At 54.8% G+C, this 15,763-nt stretch carries 10 protein-coding genes and 1 pseudogene; 7 read left to right on the top strand and 4 right to left on the bottom strand.

Annotated elements, in window-relative coordinates:
* Positions 1 to 87 precede the first annotated feature (87 nt).
* On the bottom strand, positions 88 to 2,505 hold the full coding sequence (locus BCS36_RS08600) for a Tex family protein (RefSeq protein WP_291302494.1): 2,418 nt from the start codon (positions 2,503 to 2,505) through the stop codon (positions 88 to 90).
* 205 nt (positions 2,506 to 2,710) lie between these two features.
* Between BCS36_RS08600 and BCS36_RS08605 the strand changes: the two genes are divergently transcribed.
* The 3 genes and pseudogenes from BCS36_RS08605 to BCS36_RS08615 all read left to right on the top strand — a co-directional run bounded on the left by BCS36_RS08605 (position 2,711) and on the right by BCS36_RS08615 (position 5,435).
* The gene (locus BCS36_RS08605) at positions 2,711 to 3,958 is read left to right on the top strand and encodes an iron-containing alcohol dehydrogenase (RefSeq protein ID WP_291302495.1); all 1,248 of its coding nucleotides are present in this window, start codon (positions 2,711 to 2,713) and stop codon (positions 3,956 to 3,958) included.
* A gap of 646 nt (positions 3,959 to 4,604) precedes the next feature.
* Positions 4,605 to 5,096, top strand: a pseudogene (locus BCS36_RS14180) (radical SAM protein); the annotation flags it as partial.
* 18 nt (positions 5,097 to 5,114) lie between these two features.
* Positions 5,115 to 5,435, top strand: coding sequence for a hypothetical protein (locus BCS36_RS08615; RefSeq protein ID WP_291302497.1), 321 nt, complete (start codon positions 5,115 to 5,117; stop codon positions 5,433 to 5,435).
* A gap of 185 nt (positions 5,436 to 5,620) precedes the next feature.
* Here the strand turns inward: BCS36_RS08615 and BCS36_RS08620 are convergent, their stop codons facing one another.
* From BCS36_RS08620 to BCS36_RS08630, 3 genes are all read right to left on the bottom strand, one after another.
* Entirely contained in the window at positions 5,621 to 6,646 is a 1,026-nt protein-coding gene (locus BCS36_RS08620) for a threonine/serine dehydratase (RefSeq protein WP_291302498.1), read from the bottom strand.
* Between the two features lie 107 nt (positions 6,647 to 6,753).
* Positions 6,754 to 7,494, bottom strand: a complete 741-nt coding sequence (locus BCS36_RS08625) for a hypothetical protein (RefSeq protein ID WP_291302499.1) — start codon at positions 7,492 to 7,494, stop codon at positions 6,754 to 6,756.
* 51 nt (positions 7,495 to 7,545) lie between these two features.
* On the bottom strand, positions 7,546 to 8,067 hold the full coding sequence (locus tag BCS36_RS08630) for a gamma-glutamylcyclotransferase family protein (protein WP_291302500.1): 522 nt from the start codon (positions 8,065 to 8,067) through the stop codon (positions 7,546 to 7,548).
* Between the two features lie 621 nt (positions 8,068 to 8,688).
* On the opposite strand from BCS36_RS08630, the gene BCS36_RS08635 reads away from it, so the two are divergent.
* The 4 genes from BCS36_RS08635 to BCS36_RS08650 all read left to right on the top strand — a co-directional run bounded on the left by BCS36_RS08635 (position 8,689) and on the right by BCS36_RS08650 (position 15,678).
* The gene (locus tag BCS36_RS08635; RefSeq protein ID WP_291302501.1) at positions 8,689 to 9,912 is read left to right on the top strand and encodes an HlyD family efflux transporter periplasmic adaptor subunit; all 1,224 of its coding nucleotides are present in this window, start codon (positions 8,689 to 8,691) and stop codon (positions 9,910 to 9,912) included.
* Between the two features lie 3 nt (positions 9,913 to 9,915).
* A complete protein-coding gene (locus BCS36_RS08640; RefSeq protein ID WP_291302502.1) occupies positions 9,916 to 11,508 on the top strand; it encodes a DHA2 family efflux MFS transporter permease subunit in 1,593 nt (530 codons plus the stop codon).
* Between the two features lie 2 nt (positions 11,509 to 11,510).
* Positions 11,511 to 12,152, top strand: a complete 642-nt coding sequence (locus BCS36_RS08645) for a TetR/AcrR family transcriptional regulator (protein ID WP_291302503.1) — start codon at positions 11,511 to 11,513, stop codon at positions 12,150 to 12,152.
* 1,330 nt (positions 12,153 to 13,482) lie between these two features.
* On the top strand, positions 13,483 to 15,678 hold the full coding sequence (locus BCS36_RS08650; protein ID WP_291302504.1) for an EAL domain-containing protein: 2,196 nt from the start codon (positions 13,483 to 13,485) through the stop codon (positions 15,676 to 15,678).
* Positions 15,679 to 15,763: the final 85 nt, after the last annotated feature.

Here is a 15,763-nt window from a genome sequence, read left to right on the forward strand (position 1 = left end):
GTGGGGGGGGGGGGGGGGGGGGGGCCCCCCTTTTCGACACCCTCGTCCCTCCCCCACAAAGCATTCCCAAATATCAATGCCTACCCTTTACCGCTTGCCAAATTTGGCGAGCATGTCCTGAAAGGGCCTGTGCCCCTGCTCCGGCTTTTGGCGATCCTGACGATTATCAGCCCGGGGGCGGTTTTCCGTTTTGGGGCGCGGCCTGTTTTCACGCACGGGCTGCGTCCTTGCGGCGTTGGGTTCACGCGCCTGATCTCGTGCCTGATCTCGTGTCTGGTCGCGCGCCTGACCCCGCGCCGGGGCTGCGTCCGGATTTTTGCGCATGGACAGGGAAATACGCTTGCGGGCCGCGTCCACCTCCAGCACGGTGACGCTTACCTGCTGCTGCACGGTCACCACCGTGTGCGGGTCGCTGACAAAGCTGTCCGCCAGCTGGCTGATGTGCACCAGTCCGTCCTGATGCACGCCTATGTCCACAAAAGCGCCGAAGTTGGTCACATTGGTGACGATGCCCGGCAGGCGCATGCCCGCCTCAAGGTCTTCAATGCGCGTCACGTCCTCGGCAAAAGCAAAGGCCTCGAAAGCTTCACGCGGGTCGCGGCCCGGCTTTTCCAGTTCGGCAAGGATATCACGAAGCGTGGGCAGCCCCACGGTTTCCGTCACATAGGCTTCAGGCTTGATGCGACGCCGCATTTCGGCGTTGGCAAGCAGGTCTGGCACGGAGCAGCCGAGGTCAGCGGCCATGGCCTTGACGATCCCATAGGATTCGGGGTGCACGGCTGAAGCGTCCAGCGGATTGGCCCCGCCGTGGATGCGCAAAAATCCCGCCGCCTGCTCAAAAGCCTTGGGCCCGAGGCGCGGCACTTTTTTCAGATCCTTGCGCTGGGCAAAGGGGCCGTTGGCCTCGCGGTAGGTCACCACAGACTTGGCCAACGCCGGGCCAAGGCCGGATACGTGCGTCAGAAGCTCCATGCTGGCCGTGTTCACCTCCACCCCCACCGCGTTCACGCAGCTTTCAACCACATCGTCCAGGCTCTTTTTCAAATCAGTCTGATCCACATCGTGCTGATACTGGCCAACGCCAATGGCCTTGGGGTCGATTTTCACCAGTTCGGCCAGCGGGTCCATAAGCCTGCGACCAATGGAAACAGCGCCGCGCACCGTAAGATCCAGGTCGGGAAATTCACGCCGCGCCGTTTCGGAGGCCGAATACACGCTGGCCCCGCTCTCGCTGACCACAAGCACTGGAAGCGACAGATGCAAGGAGCGCACGAGGGTTTCCGTCTCGCGCCCCGCCGTGCCGTTGCCGATGGCTATGGCCTCGGCCCCGTAGTCGGCAGCGAGCTTGCGTACCTTTTCCCCGGCGTCCTTGCGCTGGCCCTCGCTCAGAATATGGATGAGGTCATGGTGCAGGAGCGTGCCCTGCGCGTCCAGGCACACGATCTTGCAGCCGGTGCGAAAACCGGGGTCAATGGCAAGAACCCGCTTTTGCCCCAGAGGCGAGGCCAACAAAAGCTGGCGCAAATTCCTGGCGAACACGGCAATGGCTTCGCTTTCGGCCTTTTTGCGCAGAGTCGCGCGCAACTCCGTTTCCAGAGAGGGCGCGAGCAGGCGTTTATAGCCGTCGTCCACGGCTTCGCGAACCTGCTGCCCGGCAGGCGAAGAATTTTTGACAAACACTCCCCGAAAAAGCGCCTGGGCCGGTTCAGCCTCCGGCAGAAAGCGCAGGGTCAAAATGCCCTCCGCTTCGCCGCGCAGCATGGCGAGCAGACGATGCCCTGCGGCCTTGGCGGCGTTTTCCTGCCAGTCAAAATAATCGCGGAACTTGGCCCCCTCCTCTTCCTTTCCCTTGGCCACGCTCGAGGCCGCCACGGCTTTGCGGGCGAAGTATTCGCGCATGGATGCGCGGGCCGCAGCGTGCTCGCTGGCAATTTCAGCAATGATGTCGCGAGCTCCGGCCAGGGCTACCTCGACGGATTCCACGCCTTTTTCCGCATCCACAAAAGGTTTCGCGGCTTGCTCGGGCAAGAGATTGGCGGCCTGCTCCAGCAGGGCCAGGGCCAGAGGCTCAAGGCCTTTTTCTCTGGCCATGGTGGCGCGGGTGCGCCGCTTGGGGCGGTAGGGAAGGTACACGTCTTCCAGAGCCGTCATGGTTTCGGCGGCCATGACGCTGGCGCGCAGTTCGTCAGTGAGCAGTTCCCGCTCGGCAAGGGACGCAAGAACGGCCTGCCGTCGAGCTTCCAGCTCGCGCAACTGCGTGAGCCTGTCGCGCACGGCGGCGACGGCCACTTCGTCCAGCGAGCCATGCGCCTCTTTGCGGTAGCGGGCTATAAAGGGAATGGTGGCCCCTTCGTCCAGAAGCTCGGCCACAGCCTTGGCCTGACCTGGGGCAATGCTCAACTCTTTTGCGATCTGCTCAAAAAACTGCACAAGAAATCCTTTGGTTCGGTGAAAAAACAAGGCCGCAGGGGCGGCGGGCGGCGGCGGACGCTCACGGTAGTACATACCGTTTTTGCATATGCCCGGCAAGGCTAAACGCCCGCATATACTCGTTCGCGACGCTCCCGGCTGACAACAAATCCTCGCCGTGAAAAAATGACGCAAATGGCTGCCCGATGTCATTGTTTGTGCGACCAATGAGCTTTACTCCTGAATTGATCGGGCGTATAAAAAATCACGTGAAAAAAATAACAAGCGTGGTAAATATAACATGCGCAGGAAAACTCTGCGCCAGCAGGAGGCCATCATGTGGAATGAAAGTTGCGATTACGACGTTGTTCGGGAAATTCGCGTCAAGACGACAGCTTATATCGGCGTTGGAGCCATCAACAAAGTTGACGACATCCTGGCTCAGATGAAGCAGGAGGGGATTGCATCCATCCTCTGCGTCAGCGGCGGGCGTTCCTACAAGGCTACAGGGGCCTGGGATAAGGTTGAGGCGGCGGCCCAAAAGCACGGCATTACCCTCGCCCTGTACAATCACGTTACCCCCAACCCCACCACGGACAGCGTGGATGAAGCGGCGGCAATGGGGCGCTCCATCAATGCTGGCGCCGTCATCTGCATTGGCGGCGGCAGCCCCATTGACTGCGGCAAGAGCGCGGCCATCCTGCTGGCCAACCCTGGCAAAAGCGGCGAGGATCTCTACTGCTTCCGCTTCACGCCCGAAAAGGCCCTGCCCATCATTGCCATCAACCTGACCCACGGCACAGGCAGCGAGGTGAACCGCTTCGCCGTCGCCACTGTCACCAGGCTCAACTACAAGCCTGCCATTGCCTACGACTGCATCTATCCCCGCTTTGCCATTGACGACCCCGCATTGATGACAGGGCTGTCTGCGGATCAGACCAGATACGTCTCCATTGACGCCGTAAACCATGTGGTTGAGGCGGCCACCACCACGGTTTCCAACCTTCTGGCCGTTAATCTGGCCAGGGACACCATCCGCCTTGTGCATACATGGCTGCCCGTAGCGCTGAAAAACCCGACGGATCTTAAAGCCCGTTACGGCCTCTGCTTTGCTGCCCTTGAGGCTGGCGTCGCTTTTGACAATGGCCTGCTGCACTTCACGCACGCGCTCGAACACCCCCTGAGCGCCGTTAGCCCCGACCTGTCTCACGGGCTGGGCCTGGCCGTGCTGCTGCCTGCCGTCATCAAGGAATGCTACCCGGCGCGCCCCGGCGTGCTGGCCCACATTCTTGAGCCCATTGTTCCGGGCCTCGCGGGCGTGCCCGAAGAGGCCGACAAGGTGGCCAAAGCCGTGGAACAGTGGCTCTTCGGGCTGGGCGTGACCCAGAAGCTTCTGGATCTGGGCGTGAAGGAGTCTGATGTGGACACGTTCTGCGACCTTGTGGAACAGACCCCCTCTCTCGGTCTGCTGCTTTCGGTGGCTCCGGTAAAGGCCACACGCGAAACTGTGGCTCGTATCTACGTCAATTCTTTACGGCCCATGGCCTGAGCAAAACTTGGTTGATATAAAGCACGCAGGGCACATGGCGGGTGCATCCTGCCTGTGCCCTGCGTGCGGAAACCGGCTGGCTGCCATTAGAACAGATTACTTGTGAGAATATCCCTCTCAAAGATCGGGGAAGACCCACAACGTCGCGCACGACGAAAGAGCCTCGATGCCCCCGAACTTTTGCCAACAACTGAAGGACTCTAGTCCCCATTGAGCGGGCAGAAGGCATATCTCGCCTCGGCGAACCCGCGCACAACATCCCCAAAACCAATATCTGCAAATATCCTGCTGTGTTCAGCAGCTCCGCCCCCTGCCCTTTGCCGTGACACGCCCGCACTATAAGCGCTGGTCTGCATCAAAAACTCCCTGCCACTGTTGCGGAATTGCAATAAAAAATCCCTCTCTGCGTGTGCCCCTGACCGCAAAATTTGTGTAGACACCATTTGCATGCTTTGAAAACATATGCTTCAAGGTTAGCATTCTCTATGCCCGACACCCCGGGCAGCAGATTCCGCAAGGAGACCGCATGTTGTTCTGCTCAAAGCTTGTCCGGGAACTTGTATTTGAAGAAAGGGCGTTGCAACCTTGTTGCAATACGCATAGCGTAAATGTGCCAAGTTTTTCGTTTGACGGTGCAGAAATAGATATGGCGGCGTATACCAGTCATATTGCCGCTGTTGCGCTGGAAATACAGCGACAAAACCCGAAGCTTTGCGCGGGCTGTCCTGAGCTTGTTCCTCTTTCGCATTCCATATGCGTCCCGGAATTGCGCTTTGCAGCACTGTCCCTGAACCACCACAGGCACGTCTGCAACTGTCGCTGCGTATATTGTGACCTGTGGAAACCGGGACAACACCCGCATCCTTTTGCCATTCTTCCCGCAATCCAGAGCCTTCATGCTCAGGGGGCGCTGGAAAAAGACTGCGTCGTTAGCTGGGGCGGAGGAGAACCCACCCTGCTGCGGGATTTTGAATCCACGGGCCGCTGGCTGCGCGATCACGGCTACTTCCAGTACGTGCATACCAATGCCTTACGGCATTCACCTTGGATTGACGAACTCCTGGCCAGCAACTGGGGCAGAATCAATATCAGCCTTGATTCCGGCAATGCAGCTGCCTACGCCCGTGTAAAGGGTGGAGACTGGTGGGATGATGTAATGGCTTCCGTTGAAAAATATTTTGCTGCAGCAATTACACCGGAACAGATTGATATTAAATATATTATCTTTGAAAAGAACAACAAGATCGCCGATGTGGAGCAATTCTTCCAGGTCTGCCGCCGCCTTGGGGCAAAAATAACGCAGCTTTCCTTTAACTTCTGGGAAGTAAATGCCGGCACTGTCAGCGAACACTCCATTGCTGCAGCAGCGTACTTCATGCACCGGGCTCAGGAACTGGCGCTTGATTGCGAGCTGTTTTTTGTGGATGCCCCTTTACGGACGCGTATTGACGCCGCGCGCCACAAGTTTTTTGCGTAGCGTTTGCCTGCACGCCAAAAGACTCAAAAGGGCTTTCGAACGTCGTAACATTCTGTCCGAACAGACTGTTACGAGTCGAGAAGTGCCTCCCAACATACCGGCCCCATTGGGGCCGGACATGCGCGACGTTATGGACTTTGCCGCGCCTACGTATACTCTTGAGGATCACATGCGACAGACAGTGATCATAAGCCATTAATGGACAACGATTTTCTGATCACATCAAGCGTTTCATTGGCGCCGCTCATCTGCAGGACGACTTTTTTTCCCTGGAGCCGGTCCCTGAGCTTGATGGCGGCCATGATAGTGGATGCGCCCGCCCCTTCAGCCAGATTTCTTGTGTGAAACATTGCCAGCTGAATGCCCTGCAAAATCTCGTCTTCACTCAAAAGAACAAAATCTGACAACTGATCTTTGTAAATGCTGAATGGCAACGCAAAGCCTTCACCTGTGGCAAATCCGCCTGCAAATGTCCTGTTGTCCGATGAACGCAGATCACCCTGTTTCCAGGAAAGGTACGCGGCCTGGGACGCAGCCGCCTGAACAGCGTATATCTCAATGGCCGGGTTGATCTGCTTGAAAACAGTCACAGCGGCAGCGACCTCGCTGCCGCCGCCCAAGGGCAGAACAATGGCGTCAATATCCGGCAGTTCGCGCAAAATTTCAGTAAATTCAGTACCTACGCCATTTATTAAATGTGGCTCGTTTGCGGCGTGGACAAAGCGTAAGCCATACTTTTTTTGGTACTCCATGCCAAACGCCGCCGCTTCTTCAAAGGTTTTTCCCTCTTCCAGCACTGTGGCGCCAGCTTCACGCATGGATTGTATTTTTACCTGATTGCTGTTTTGGGGAACCACGATAGTGGCGTCTATGGCGAATCGCTGCGCTGATGAAGCGATGGAAATACCGTGATTGCCTGTTGAAAATGTAATAACCCCCTTTACATTTTCCTGCTTCAGATGGTGCATGAGGTTAATGCCGCCCCTGATTTTGAAGCTTCCCCCCGGATGCTGGTTTTCATGTTTGATGTATACCTGACCGCCTATCAATTCCGAAAGGCTTGGGTACGCTGTCAGTTGTGTGGGTTTGAGGGCCGAATACACTATTTTTTCTGCGGCAAATACTGCGCCCAAAGAAACCTGCGTCCTCATGTTACCTTCTCTTCTTTCCGCATTGAAACATTTTAAAAATAAAAACCATACGCATAGCACAATTTTCCACGCAGCAAATCACTGCATTTCGGTCCATCGGGCAAACCGGCATCATATGGGTATGCCCGGCGGACAAAATAATGCGGACAGACTATGACCTGCAAAAACTATTTGGCGTATTTTTTAACCATAGTATCAACAGCGTCGGCATATGCGCTGGCCTTAAGGCCAGCGACCTGCCCCTGATCCGCGACCTCGCGTGAATAGCGGGTGCTGACCTTTGTATCCTGGAAAGGCCGTGGAGAAAACGCCTCCCACTGACCCGTTTTTACATCAATAAACGCGACCTTCAAACGGATGCGCATTTCCTGCGCTTCATCGGGAATCATGCCTCCGACGAAGGGCATCCATGACAAGACTTTCGTTCCCTTGCCTTTTCGCGCTGTTTCCAAGGTTCCCCAATAAACCATGATGGTATCGCAGCCGCCTTTTGCCGCCGCCAACCGCAAGGCTGTGGCATAATTTCCGCCATCACGCCCTGCGGGCACCCCGGAAAACGCCGCAACGTCATAATATTGCTCCAAAACTCTGAGCATCTCCTCATCCGGCATCAGTGCGCCGGATTGGACAAGCATCAGTGAGGAACCTTTGGGCAATACAAGCTTCTGCTTCCCGGCCAGGGAACGACTGATTTCCTCTTGCGAAGCCTCAACGCCCGGGTCAATGCCCAGCACAGCAAGTTCGCCCAGCTCGCCACTATAAAAAGGATTGCTGGCCCCGGCATTTCCCCTATGCTCGGCACGATAACCCGAATCAGAAATGGATCTGACGCCACACCCTGAGAGCGCAACCAATAGAAAAAAGACTGCAATGAGCTGGACCAGCACCATTTTTTTGTTTTTTTTCATATAACATTCGCTGTTGTCTGATCTAAAGTTGTTTTATCAGGATCAAAATCATCACAAATTTTCAATAGGATCTACTGTATCACTGCCATATATTGCAAGTTCTCTTTTCTCTCTTTTCGTGTTCGGATCGTCAATGCACTTTACTGATCTAAGAAATTCGAGATAATCATCCGGAACCCCTATTTCCGTTGCTCCATAAATAACATGGTGCATGTACCAGGAATAAGGCTGCAGAGACGGATCTGTTTTAGTTGCAAAATACATAATAGCCTTGAAAGATTCATCTTTACAATTGCTCACTGTAACAGTCTTCTTGTCATAGCCATGCACATAGCCTTCAAAACGATCCAACTTGGCCTCGTCTTCTTCTTGAATTTCAAATAACGCACCGAAAACATCGTCCTTACAATTTCCAGTAAACTGGCAATCGCATTTCCCCGACCCGTCATTACTCACTTTATGAAACTTGAGCGAATGCCCCTTGAGAGTAAAAAGCCCCTTCGGGATCGCGCCGGGCACTCGTTCCTGTAATCTTGCTACAGACATGTTAGAACCATAGGCAAAATATTTCATAAATCATTCTCCGAAAATTACTTTACTGCAACGTGTAATTATTTCTTATATAAGAAAAGAAGTTAATGATCTATTTATTAATTGTAAACATGCATCTTTTCAAACGCAAAAACAGCGATTTTCCTGTTCAGGATTCCCGTTGCCATTTGCTCTATGACTGAGAGGGAGAGATTTGAAATTTCGATACAGGTTAAGGACGAATATGTGCCTGGCTGTCGGATTGACTATTTTTCATTAGACAGTTTTTTCATTCAACTACAAACATTTCATGCCCTAGCTGCACTCAGCCCCCCCTGTCCTGTCATTAATGCAAAAAGTATGGATACCTGTTTTCAAGGCAACCGTAGTTCAAAGGCCAAGCATGGCCGTTGCACGCATGGCGCTTCACCATTTGCAGACATACTCCTCGGCATCGGGCGCCATAGAAAATGGCCTCATTATCTTGTCCAACACTGAAAGTACGGCAGTTTTCTTCGCAAGATCGGCAGCATATAGCAGCATTTTTTCCGTATAACGCCTGAACAATGATCCGCAGAACACGGGTTTCCGTCAAAATTTTCTCTTGATTTTTGAACTCCCCCTTAATAAAACTGACCAGTCAGTTTTATTAAGGGGTTTACCATGTCCGAATCCACATCCATTCCTTCCCCCCAGGCTCAAAAGTTCCCAACGAAGGAAGGGCTAACTTCTTCACGCCGAGCGCGGATAATGCTTGTGCTGGGCTTGCTCATGACGGCGGTTTTGCTGGCGTGGGCAGCGCGCTGGTTTTTTGTGTGGCGCTTTGAAGAAACCACCGACGACGCCTATGTTTCCGGCAATGTGGTGCGCATCATGCCGCAAATTTCAGGGCGTGTGGTGGCGGTGTTGGCCGATGATACGGACAGCGTGCGCGCCGGGCAGCCCCTGGTGCGCCTGGATGACGACGATGCGCGCCTGGCTCTGGACCGCGCGCTGGTGGACCTGGCCTCGGTGGTGCGGGAGATTGCCCGGCTTCAGGCGCAGCGGCGCGAAAGCCTGGCGCTGATCAAGGTCGCGGAAGTGACGTTGGAGCAGGGCATGACCAATCTTCGCCGCCGCGAAATTTTGGGACGTGAAAAGGCCGTGCGTCTGGAAGAGGTGCAGGACTTCCACGCGCAGGTCAAAAGCTCCGCCGCCCAACTGGATGCCGCCCGCCAGCGCAGGCAGGCCCTGGACGCCCAATTGCTGCACGGCCCTGTCGAGGATCAACCCCTGGTGCGTCAGGCTGCGGCCCGGGTGCGTGAATGCTGGCTGGCGCTGGAGCGCACAGTCATACGCAGCCCTGTGGATGGGCAGGTGGCCCAGCGCAGCGTGCAGTCCGGGCAGGTAGTTGCAGCGGGAACGCCGCTCATGGCCGTTATCCCTCTTAACAGCCTGTGGGTAGAAGCCAACTTCAAGGAAGTGCAGTTGCGCCACATGCGCGTGGGCCAGCCTGCCTCCATTACGGTGGACATGCACGGCTCCGGGGTGACCTATCACGGGCGGGTGGCGGGGTTTTCCGCCGGTACGGGCAGCGCGTTTGCGCTGATTCCGGCCCAGAACGCCACAGGCAACTGGATCAAGGTTGTTCAGCGGGTGCCGGTGCGCATTGAACTGCAAGGCGGGGACGCAGAACGGCATTCGCTGCTCATCGGCCTGTCTTCCGTGGTGGCGGTGAACATCAGTGATGCCTCAGGCCCGTTGCTTACCGACGCCGCCCGGCAGCGTCCCCTCCCGCCCGTGCTGACAGCGCGGGGCACGGAGCCGGACATGGCACCCATTGAAGAACGCATCCGCAGCATCATTGCCGAAAACACCCCGCCCGAAAACGGGGCAACGGAGCGCTAACTCATGGATTCCCCGGCGCATCACCCTTCGCAAGCTGCCCCCCACGGAAAGGATGCGGCAAACCCCGCCCCTGCTGCGGCCTCCAGGCGCGTGGAGCCTCTGGCCGGAGGCATGCGCGTTCTGGCCACGGTGAGCATTGCCCTGGTCACGGCCATGACCGTTCTGGACACCACCATCGCCAACGTGGCTCTGCCCACCATAGCAGGCAATCTGGGGGTGGCCTCTTCGCAGGGAACCTGGGTCATCACCTTTTATGGAGTCGCCAACGCCATCGCCATTCCCCTTACCGGCTGGCTGGCGCGGCGCTTCGGCGAGGTGCGCGTTTTTAACATAGCCACCTTTCTCTTTGTGCTGGCGTCGCTGCTCTGCGGGCTTTCCCATTCGCTGTCCATGCTCATCGCCGCGCGCATTCTTCAGGGGGCGGCCGCCGGACCGCTGATCCCCCTGTCCCAGAGCCTGCTGCTGACATGCTACCCGCCGGAAAAACGCGGCCTCGCCCTGGCCATGTGGTCGATGACTATCGTGGTCGGTCCCATTCTGGGGCCTATTCTCGGCGGCTATATTTGCGATGACTTTTCATGGAACTGGATTTTCTTTGTCAATGTGCCCCTGGGCATTTTCTGCCTGCTGGCCCTGCGCTTTGTTCTGGAAGGACGCGAAACCCCTGTGATGCGCGCACCCGTGGACAAGATTGGTCTGATACTGCTGATTCTGGGCGTGGGTTCCCTTCAGCTGATGCTGGATGAAGGCAAGGACCAAGACTGGTTTGCCTCCCCATTAATTCTCGGACTGGGCGTTGTTGCGGTCATCGCTCTGATATTTTTCGTAGCATGGGAGTTAACGGAAAAAGAACCTGTGGTGGATCTTTCACTTTTCCGCCACCGCAGCTTCACTGTGGGTACTATTTGCATATTTTTGGGGTTCATGCTGTATTTTGCCTCGGTAGTGCTCATGCCCATGATGCTCCAGACGCGCATGGGCTACACCGCCATGTGGGCAGGTTTCACCCTGGCTCCTATTGGCATATTTTCTCTTTTTGTCTCACCAATTTTAGGGAAAAATGCTGCCAAGCTGGACATGCGCGTGCTGGCCAGCATCAGTTTTGTGGTCTTCGGGCTGTGTTTTTTTTGGCGCAGCTATTTTTCCCCTAATATGGACGTATCCTTCGTCATGTGGCCACAATTTGTGCAAGGCCTGGCCCTCGCTCTTTTTTTCATGCCCCTGACCAGCCTCAGCCTCAACGGCATACCGAGCAGCCGTGTGGCCAGCGCCACGAGCCTTTCCTCCTGCCTGCGCACCCTGGGCGGTTCCATAGGTTCTTCGCTGGTCATGACCCAGTGGGAACGGCTGGAGGCCCTGCACCATGTACGCTTTGCCGAAGGCATGACCGACGCCAGTTTTCCTTTTTCCCAGGCCATGCAGGGTTTGCAAGGCATGGGCATGAGCGCTATGCAGGCCACGGCCTGGATCAATCAGGAAGTGACGCGCCAGGGCTTTCTTGTGGGATTCAACGAACTATTCTGGGCCGGAGGCTGGGCGTACTTCCTCATGGCCGGGCTGGTGTGGCTCGCGCCCGCGCCGCAACGCAGGAGATAGACATGTCAGAACCCCCCGTGCGGCCTGAGCCCACGAAACGCGAAATAAAAAATGAAACCCGCCGTCGGGCCATTCTGGATGCGGCCCTGAAGGTCTTCTCGGCGCACGGCTTTGCCGCTGCCCGCGTGGAAGACATCGCCCGCGCCGCCAAGGTCGCCAAGGGAACCATATATATCCATTTCGCCGACAAAAAGGATATCTTTAACACTCTGGTGCTCGAAGACATTCTTGCCCTGCACCAAAGCATCAGGGCGATGCTGGCCCGCACGGAACTGCCCCTGCACGAGCGCCTCTGGCGCATGGCCCAGCCCTTTTTGCAAAATAACGGCGTCTCCCGCAGCATGCAGATCATTCGCCTCATCCATGCCGAAGCGCTGCACAATCCTTTGCTGGTGCAGCCCTATCATGAACAGATCGTCAGCACTCTTACCTCGTTGCAGCGCCATATGCTTGAGGTTGGCCTGCGCGGCCCACTATGCGAACATCCGCAACTGATCATGGCGCCACTCATTCAGGGCATCCACTGGCAGGGGCTTATGGGTGATCTGGCGCCCCAGGACATTGCCAGCGCGTATCGCACCAACCTGGATGCGCTGTTGGCGGCGGCAGGATATTCCTTCAAGATGCCCCCTCATGGTCAATAGGTAAATGCGCCTGCCGGGAGTCCTTACCTGCTGCCATCAAGGGCAAGGAAATAAACCGCGCCGTAGTTAAACTGAAGAGCGTGAGTCCGCTCCATTCGTTTTTGGGGATTATGACTGATTGCTAGGGGAATTTACGGACAGCTTGCATGCCTTTCTCAACAATTACAGCATAATTAGCCCTCCTTTGCTTATTGTGGCATATTAGTAAGCTGCACAAGAAAACATGCAGCAACAAAGCTTGTGAACGCATTTCACTGTGCGTCAGACCGCCAGCATTACCCCTTCTGCCATAATAATTCTCCGCCATAAAAACGGTATTTTTTGCGAGCCGTGAACCCAATATATATGCAGCGTTTTTTCGTCCGGCGCTCCCCCAAAACGTACCTTTTTCAGATGCAAAAACGGCGAGTTACTGAATAAGCGACTCGCCGTTGCCATTTGCTCTGCGGCGGAGAGGGAGAGATTTGAACTCTCGAGAATTGGAAAGTCGCCAATATTAACGAAGAGAAGGCATGCGGGCGGTTCACGAACAAAGAATGACAGGCGGCACTTTCAACTTGATAGAGACAGAATTATTCATTCTTGAGTATTTGGAAGATTAATGCACAAGACATAAAATATTACCGCAACTAAATGTTATCAGAGCAGAAACAGGTTCATATATACCCTCAAAGCAGCTCAAAGTATCGTCAGTTTAAAAAATTTATAAAACTGTTACATCATACTGAAAACACATGGTTGATCTATGTAAACTGATCGTCTCAAATATTGTCTCCCTTTTAAAGTTGATGTGTATAATATACTTATCTACTATAAATTAAAACAAATATTATTTATTTTTCAGAATTTATTAATTGGGATATTCTATACCAAAACTACAAAGCTCTGTTGTGGATAAGAACTCTTTTCTGCTTTAACGGATGGCAACAGAAATAATATCTTTTTATAACATTGTATTACATAAAAAATTAACACCATAACCTTGGCTTTTACCAATAGCCGAGATCCTATTGATAAGAATCACTCTGATTCAGCAATATATCCAAAGATCGGGCCCGAGCGGTACCTTTTAACTGCATTTTCTACGAAAATTCATACGTTATGCAACTTGCAATGTCGAATTCTGGAGTTGTTTGCACATAACATTGCGAGTGACGACGAAAGGCACGGCTTGAACTGCCCAAATCGCTCTGAGGCGAGATAAAGAAGCGCGCGCATACTTGTCTTTTGCGGCGTCAGCACTCTCTTGTAGGATTTTTTAGTAATTAATGCGTACGGGATTCAGCTATTCTCGAGATTTAGTATTCGCAATCGCGGAGTACGAGAGCATATGTTAAATAAATTTTTCGCTGGGTTCGAAAGATGGTTCATCGCGGTCATTGAGGCCACTTCAGAGCGATCCACCTTGCAAGCTATCCGCTCTTCTCTCGTACTCGCTCTGCCCGTGGTCTTTCTCGGATCCATTGCCGCCCTCATCAATGGCTTTCCTTTGCCTGCTTACAGGACCTTCATGGAAGCTCATTTCGGGCCGAATTGGCGGATGTTCGGAGAGATCATTCACCACAGTTCCTTTTCTGTTATTTCGCTCATCATGCTCTTCCCTCTGGGGCAGCATCTGGCCGAACAGTTCAATGATCAAAAGCCGTTCATGCGAATAAGCCCGCCCATGGTAGGGCTGGTGGCATTCGCCTCTTACCTTTGCCTGTTGCGTGGACACATCGGAGAGGTTGCGGATGTCACGCGTTGGATGGGCGTCTCCGGGCTGTTCGGGGCCATACTTATGGGCTATCTGTCCGCGCGGCTGTTTTTCTTTTTGTTTTCCTGCAGGCGGCTACAGTTAAATCTGCCGGGCGGCACGGTGGACGCGGTAATTCCCCTGGCTTTTAACGCGCTTATTCCAGCCATGCTCACTGTGACTTTTTTCGCTCTGATCGGCACGTTAACGCACGCCTATGGCGGCATCAGCCTGCCGGAGATCATCCACAAGGTCATCCGCATGCCTTTCGACTACATCGGCGACTGCTTGGGCCGAGGCGTGCTGTACATATTCTCCATCGATCTGCTTTGGTTCTTGGGTATCCACGGGGCCAATGTGCTGGACCCTATCACTCACGACATCTACGGCGCGGCCGCCGAGGCCAACCTGATCGCCGCCGCTGCCGGGCAGCCTCTGCCCCATATCATGACCAAGGCCTTCATGGACATTTTTGTGTTTATGGGCGGGGCGGGAAATTCTGTGGGGCTCACCGGAGCACTGTTGCTCTTTGGTCGACCTGGCGACGGCAGGCGGCTAGGGGCCATTGCTCTGGTACCCTGCGTGTTCAATATCAATGAGGTATTGCTGTTCGGCCTGCCCCTTGTGCTGAACCCCATCATGTTCATTCCTTTCGTATTTACGCCCGTGCTTCTGGCGGGCATCAGCTACCTGGCGATGTCATCGGGCCTTGTCCCGGTGCCTTCAGGGCTTATGGAGTGGACCACCCCCATTTTTCTCAACGGCTACCTTGGCACTGGCTCACTCTGGGGCCCAGCACTCCAGCTTTTTAATCTTGCGCTGGGCATTTTGGCCTACACGCCCTTTGTTCTGCTATCCAACAAGATCAGCGAACGGCGGCTGAAGCAGGCCTTTGCCGTGCTGCTCAAGCGAGCCTGCTCCACAGCGCGAGAAGTGCGCCTTACCTCCTACAGCGACGCTGCCGGGGCTTTGGCGCGCAGCATGTTCACGGACCTGTCCAACGACTACCAGAATGGGGGCAAGATTTTTCTGGAGCTTCAACCTCAGGTCTGCGCCCAAAATGGCCGGGTGGTCGCTGCGGAATCATTGCTGCGTTGGCATAGCAAACTTTATGGACCGGTGCCTGCGCCCATCACAGTCGCCCTGGCCGAAGACTCCAACCTCATTTGCCAGCTCGGGCTCAAACTGGTGGATAAGGCATGTAGAATCCGTCGTGCCTGGTATGACGCGGGACTTCACGACATCACCATAGCCGTGAACATCTCCCCAATACAGCTTACGCCGGACTTCCCCGCCAAGATCACAACCATATTTAATAAATACGGCCTGCGCCCGGACATGCTCGAAATAGAAGTCACAGAATCAGGTGCAATGGATGAAGGTTCTCCAGAGTGTCTTGTGCTTCGGGAGTTGTATGAGCAGGGCTTTCCTGTGGCCATCGACGATTTTGGCATGGGACATACCTCGCTGAAATATCTCAGGCGTTTTCCTGTCAGCACAGTGAAGATTGACGGGGGCATCAGCCGGGAAGTGCTCACAAATCCCATCTGCGCTGACATTGTGGCCTCCATCACCAAACTATGCCACGCGCAACGCATCACCAGTGTGGCCGAATTTGTTGAAACAGAGGAGCAAGCCACTACTCTGCGCGGGCTTGGTTGCGATATATTTCAGGGTTATCTTTATTCCAGACCTCTATCGGCGGAGATGGCCTTGCAGTTCATCAGGGAAAACCACGAACGTATTCCCCTTGCCCCGGGAACTTCCGCATGGCCCGCCAGTTGCTCTTAGTTCGCGCATTGGCGCTGATTGCGCCGATGCTTTGTCTTTTACTGCTGCCCAGTACGGGACGGGCCGATAACGACTTGGCCCCGGC

This window comes from Desulfovibrio sp. MES5, assembly GCF_002237645.1.
GTDB lineage: Bacteria > Desulfobacterota > Desulfovibrionia > Desulfovibrionales > Desulfovibrionaceae > Desulfovibrio.

What these genes read in the sequence shown, in the direction of transcription:
- BCS36_RS08600 (WP_291302494.1), bottom strand. Translation starts at nt 2,505, where the DNA reads ATGTACTACCGTGAGCGTCCGCCGCCGCCCGCCGCCCCTGCGGCCTTG.
- BCS36_RS08605 (WP_291302495.1), top strand. Translation starts at nt 2,711, where the DNA reads ATGCGCAGGAAAACTCTGCGCCAGCAGGAGGCCATCATGTGGAATGAA.
- BCS36_RS08615 (WP_291302497.1), top strand. Translation starts at nt 5,115, where the DNA reads ATGGCTTCCGTTGAAAAATATTTTGCTGCAGCAATTACACCGGAACAG.
- BCS36_RS08625 (WP_291302499.1), bottom strand. Translation starts at nt 7,494, where the DNA reads ATGAAAAAAAACAAAAAAATGGTGCTGGTCCAGCTCATTGCAGTCTTT.
- BCS36_RS08630 (WP_291302500.1), bottom strand. Translation starts at nt 8,067, where the DNA reads ATGAAATATTTTGCCTATGGTTCTAACATGTCTGTAGCAAGATTACAG.
- BCS36_RS08635 (WP_291302501.1), top strand. Translation starts at nt 8,689, where the DNA reads ATGTCCGAATCCACATCCATTCCTTCCCCCCAGGCTCAAAAGTTCCCA.
- BCS36_RS08640 (WP_291302502.1), top strand. Translation starts at nt 9,916, where the DNA reads ATGGATTCCCCGGCGCATCACCCTTCGCAAGCTGCCCCCCACGGAAAG.
- BCS36_RS08645 (WP_291302503.1), top strand. Translation starts at nt 11,511, where the DNA reads ATGTCAGAACCCCCCGTGCGGCCTGAGCCCACGAAACGCGAAATAAAA.
- BCS36_RS08650 (WP_291302504.1), top strand. Translation starts at nt 13,483, where the DNA reads ATGTTAAATAAATTTTTCGCTGGGTTCGAAAGATGGTTCATCGCGGTC.